The 4,328-nt window shown below is 42.4% G+C and carries 5 protein-coding genes; all 5 read left to right on the plus strand.

Going from position 1 to position 4,328, the window contains the following annotated elements; all coding sequences use genetic code 11:
• Nucleotides 1–176 precede the first annotated feature (176 nt).
• The 5 genes from IM485_RS18050 to IM485_RS18070 all read left to right on the plus strand — a co-directional run bounded on the left by IM485_RS18050 (nt 177) and on the right by IM485_RS18070 (nt 4,203).
• Nucleotides 177–1,424 carry an RNA-guided endonuclease InsQ/TnpB family protein gene (locus tag IM485_RS18050; protein ID WP_104397371.1) on the plus strand — a complete coding sequence of 416 codons (1,248 nt, stop codon included), beginning with the start codon at nt 177–179 and terminating at the stop codon, nt 1,422–1,424.
• 327 nt (nt 1,425–1,751) lie between these two features.
• The gene (locus IM485_RS18055; protein ID WP_104397370.1) at nt 1,752–2,459 is read left to right on the plus strand and encodes an SIMPL domain-containing protein; all 708 of its coding nucleotides are present in this window, start codon (nt 1,752–1,754) and stop codon (nt 2,457–2,459) included.
• A gap of 118 nt (nt 2,460–2,577) precedes the next feature.
• Complete coding sequence (locus tag IM485_RS18060; RefSeq protein WP_104397369.1) at nt 2,578–3,465, plus strand: alpha/beta fold hydrolase; 888 nt, start codon at nt 2,578–2,580, stop codon at nt 3,463–3,465.
• 42 nt (nt 3,466–3,507) lie between these two features.
• Nucleotides 3,508–3,885 (plus strand): hypothetical protein, encoded by a 378-nt coding sequence (locus IM485_RS18065; protein WP_104397368.1) that lies wholly within the window; start codon nt 3,508–3,510, stop codon nt 3,883–3,885.
• A 102-nt stretch (nt 3,886–3,987) separates the two neighbouring features.
• The gene (locus IM485_RS18070) at nt 3,988–4,203 is read left to right on the plus strand and encodes a transposase-like zinc-binding domain-containing protein (RefSeq protein ID WP_104397367.1); all 216 of its coding nucleotides are present in this window, start codon (nt 3,988–3,990) and stop codon (nt 4,201–4,203) included.
• The last annotated feature ends 125 nt before the right edge of the window (nt 4,204–4,328 follow it).

The following is a 4,328-nucleotide window of genomic DNA, read 5'->3' on the forward strand; positions in this document are numbered from 1 at the left end:
GAGCAAGTTTCTTTGTTCTATGTTAAGATGTTGGGGGCTTCGTTTTTGGGTCTGATTTGTTTTTGTTAATGATCAGACAGTACCTGATGAGCCTTTCTTTGTCAACTCTTGAGGTTGATGCGTTTCATTTTTGAATTGGCGAAGATTATATCTGAGTTAAAAGACAACGGATAATAATGTTAGTAGCAGAAAGACACATTATCAAGAAAGGACATCGATTTTGGGCTGAGATAGATAATTTATCTTGGCAGTCTAAAAATCTCTACAACTCAGCCAATTATTTAATCCGACAAAACTTCATTTATGGCCATGGCTATTTGACCTATAATCAGATGGCCTCTCTGATGAAAAAGACAGAACAGTATCAAGCTTTACCCGCTAAAGTTTCCCAACAAGTTTTGAGAGGATTAGACAAAAACTGGAAATCATTTTTTGCCGCTTCATCGGAGTTTAAAAGTCACCCCGATAAATTTCTGGGAAAACCCAAAATCCCCGGCTATAAGGAGCCAAAAAAAGGAAGAAATCTCTTAGTTTACACGATTCAAGCTATAAGCAAAGTAGGTCTTAGGCAAGGGTTAGTCAAATTATCCCTTCGACGTAGCTCAGGGCAAGCAGGTACTTCAATTGCCTTGCCGACGAGAGTAGCGGAGCGCATAGCAGAAGTTAGAATAGTTCCTAAATGTGATTGTTATATAATCGAGGTAATTTATGAGAAAACCGAACAGTTCTTAGCTCCTAATGAAAAAATAGCTGCGATAGATTTAGGGATAGATAATTTGATGGCTGTAACTTCAAATCAACTGGACTTTATCCCTTTGTTGATTAATGGCAGACCGTTAAAAAGCCTAAATCAATTTTATAACCAACGTCGGGCTAAGTTACAATCTCTGTTAAAAGGCAATCGTCAAAGTTCCCAGAGAATTTGCCGTTTAACTCGCTGTCGTAATCAGAAAGTAGATGATTATCTTCATCAGGCTAGTCGTTATTTAGTCAATCTCTTAGTTGACCAAGAGATAACAACTTTAGTAATTGGGAAAAATGACGGTTGGAAACAAGAAGTGAACTTAGGAAAAGTCAACAATCAAAAATTTGTGACCATCCCTCATGCTCGATTAATTGACATGATTATTTATAAATGTCAATTAGAAGGAATCTCTGTGATTATTCAAGAAGAATCCTATACCTCCGTTGCTAATTTTTTGAATTTAGATCTGCTACCAGTGTATGGACAAACAACTGAAAGGCCAGTGTTTTCAGGAAAAATAATTAAGCGAGGGTTATATCGTACAGATAAGGGGATTCTGATTCAATCTGATGTCATGGGTTCCTACAACATTTTGCGAAAAGCATTCCCAAATGCGTTTAACCGCTATGGGATAGAGAGGTGCGTAGTTCACCCAAGGAGAATCAATCTCTCAAAGTAAAAGTGAAAGGAATTTCTGAAATGGAATTCAGTCTGTCTACATTTGACTATACTTTTACTAACTATAACTTATATAGTAGCGATCGGTCTTTGTGTCCTTTGTGTCTCTGTAGTTCTTCACACTCACTTGCCCGCAAGACTGTATCTTAGAATACATTTTACCCACCAAACCTAAGAGAGTCACCAATCTTGGTTAAAGGCCCCTTCTCAAGTTCCCAGAGCTTAGTCACCAATATTGCGAAAGTGACAGAAAAGGGATAATCTGCAACTCAATTGCCCAAAATAAAGGCTAGAATCGAAATATAGTATCGATCGCTACGGATTTTTCATGAATTACAAAAAATTTTGCTTGGCTTTTTTGCTGTCCCTTATCCTCATCAACACCGGATTAGTTATGCCTAGTTACGCAAACGCAAGAGAATTGAGGACAATTACCGTAACGGGGGAAGGAATAGAAAATATCGCCACTTCTCAAGCAATAGTGCGCTTAGGGGTAGAAGTTCAAGGCAAAGAAGCGGGCAAGGTGCAGCGGGAAACCGCCAATCGTAGCGATGCGGTGGTTAAATTTCTCCGTTCCCGTCAAGTGGAAAAATTGGAAACCACTGGCATTAGTTTACAGCCCAATTACGACTTCAGCAACAATCAAAGACGTTTAATCGGTTATATCGGGGCTAATTTGATTAGTTTTCAGGTTGATATAGCCCAAGCGGGGATTTTAATCGATGAAGCGGTCAAAGTCGGGGCAACACGCATCGATGGGGTCAGTTTTACTGCTGGAGAATCAGCGATCGCAGCTGCCCAAAGAACCGCTCTCATCAAAGCCACGGAACAAGCTAGAGAACAGGCCACAATCGTGTTACAAGCCCTCGGTTTAGTGCCGAAAGAAACGGTTTCTATCCAAGTGGGTAATACCAGTAATCCCGTGCCAATAGCCCGCTCAGAAGCGGTTTTTCGGAGTGCCGATGCTGCCAGTAGCCCGGTTATCGGAGGGGAACAAACCCTGCGCGCTGCTGTCACCCTCGAAATTAGCTATTAAGATAACTTTCAGCTATCAGTTATCAGCCTGGGTTTTTTTTGACCGGAAATCTTGGATACAGGCTGATAAAATCAACGCCGATGTTCGGAAACTCTAGAAAAAACTGTCCCCCTCATCCGTGAATTATCCTAACTTTTTACCCACTGTTAGCGAGGGATTGAGCGAAGATACCTCCCTTGCTCTCCTCCAGAATATCCAACAAATTGCCATCGATAGCCCTATCTATCCTCGATCGATTCTAACTACCTATAGTCAACAAGGGCAAGGTCAACCGCCCTTTGTTCTCCTGCACGGTTTTGATAGTTCCCTGCTGGAATTTCGGCGTTTACTACCTTTCCTCGCCCAAAATAGGGAAACTTGGGCGATAGATCTGCTCGGCTTCGGTTTTACTGAGCGATACCCAGATTTAGAAGTATCTCCGAAAACTATTAAAAGCCATCTTTACCATTTCTGGCAAACTGCGATCGCCGAACCGATAATTTTAGTCGGTGCTTCCATGGGGGGTGCAGTGGCCCTAGATTTTGTCCTCTCCTACCCGGAAATAGTGGCGAAATTAGTCCTGATTGACAGCGCAGGACTAGCTAATCCCCCAGTTTTGGGTAAATTGATGTTTTCTCCCCTCGATAAGTGGGCAACTAATTTTTTAGCCAATCCCCGCGTGCGCCAAAATATCAGTCGTACCGCCTATTTTGATGCAACTTTGGCCACTGTTGATGCTTGCACCTGTGCGAATCTGCACCTGAATTGTCCCCACTGGAGTGAGGCTTTAATCTCCTTTACCAAAAGTGGGGGTTATGGGGCATTTTTGCCGAAATTAAGCCAAATAAACCGAGAAACTCTGATTATTTGGGGAGAAAACGATCAAATCTTAGGCACAAAAGACGCGGAGAAATTTCAGCAGGCCTTACCTAATAATCAACTGGTTTGGATTCCTCGCTGTGGTCATGTTCCCCACCTCGAAAAACCGGAACTTACCGCGGCCGCGATAGTTAAATTTGCGAACTAAAAACTTATAATGGGATTATTGGACCCTATAGTGCCAACTTTTATGAAATTTTTGCCGATCGCTCTCGCTACATTCAGCCTTCTGAGTTTATCTGTCAATATTCCCCCTACCGTAGCCACACAACAGCTTTTTTGTCGAGGCCGCATGAATAACGGTTGGTCCTATTCAGCAGAATTTATCAATGGACGTTTTGAGCGCATTCGCTGGACACGCTCCGGTCAACCTCCCCAAGTTTCTAGCCTTAGTTTTAAAAATACCAACAACAAAGGACAGCCGATTTATCGCGGCAGTTTATTCGCCGCAGTCAGTGTCACTCTGATAGACTTATCCAAAGGAGATGTCCGTCCCGGTTCGCAAATTTCCGTGGGAGTGGAAGAATGGGGTTGGTCGCGGGGAAACTGCGGTCTTTCCAACAGTTGACATCCTCGCCGCCGTAAAACGGACGGCGAAACCCAAACCTCACGACTTGGGTTTCGGCGTTGTCAGATAAAGAGATGAGACGGCAAAATAGATAGAAACTCAATGAAGGAAAAAAAAGGCGTTGTCAAATTGAAAGATGATCCGAATCAGCTTGGAACTCAAATTACTTTGATAGCAAGGATTGCATTGCATCTTTCACATTCTGATCTGACAACGCCAAAAAAAACGATGGAATGTCCAGAATGTAAAAGTGACCACATCAATAAAAATGGTCATCGTGGTCGAAAACAAAACTATATAATTGGACTTCCCCGTTGACAAAAAGCCATAAGCTGTGCTGTAGAAGGGATTAAAAGAATTTCCAGCGCCCCGTTACTGGCTACAAATTAGGGAAACTCCCAATAAATCTAACGCTTTTTGTTGCAGTTGAGTCGGTCGAGTTA

The organism is Microcystis sp. M169S2 (assembly GCF_020245865.1).
GTDB classification, from domain to species: Bacteria; Cyanobacteriota; Cyanobacteriia; order Cyanobacteriales; family Microcystaceae; genus Microcystis; species Microcystis ichthyoblabe_A.

Coding starts and splice junctions, on each gene's coding strand:
- IM485_RS18050 (WP_104397371.1), top strand. CDS start 177: ATGTTAGTAGCAGAAAGACACATTATCAAGAAAGGACATCGATTTTGG.
- IM485_RS18055 (WP_104397370.1), top strand. CDS start 1,752: ATGAATTACAAAAAATTTTGCTTGGCTTTTTTGCTGTCCCTTATCCTC.
- IM485_RS18065 (WP_104397368.1), top strand. CDS start 3,508: ATGAAATTTTTGCCGATCGCTCTCGCTACATTCAGCCTTCTGAGTTTA.
- IM485_RS18070 (WP_104397367.1), top strand. CDS start 3,988: ATGAAGGAAAAAAAAGGCGTTGTCAAATTGAAAGATGATCCGAATCAG.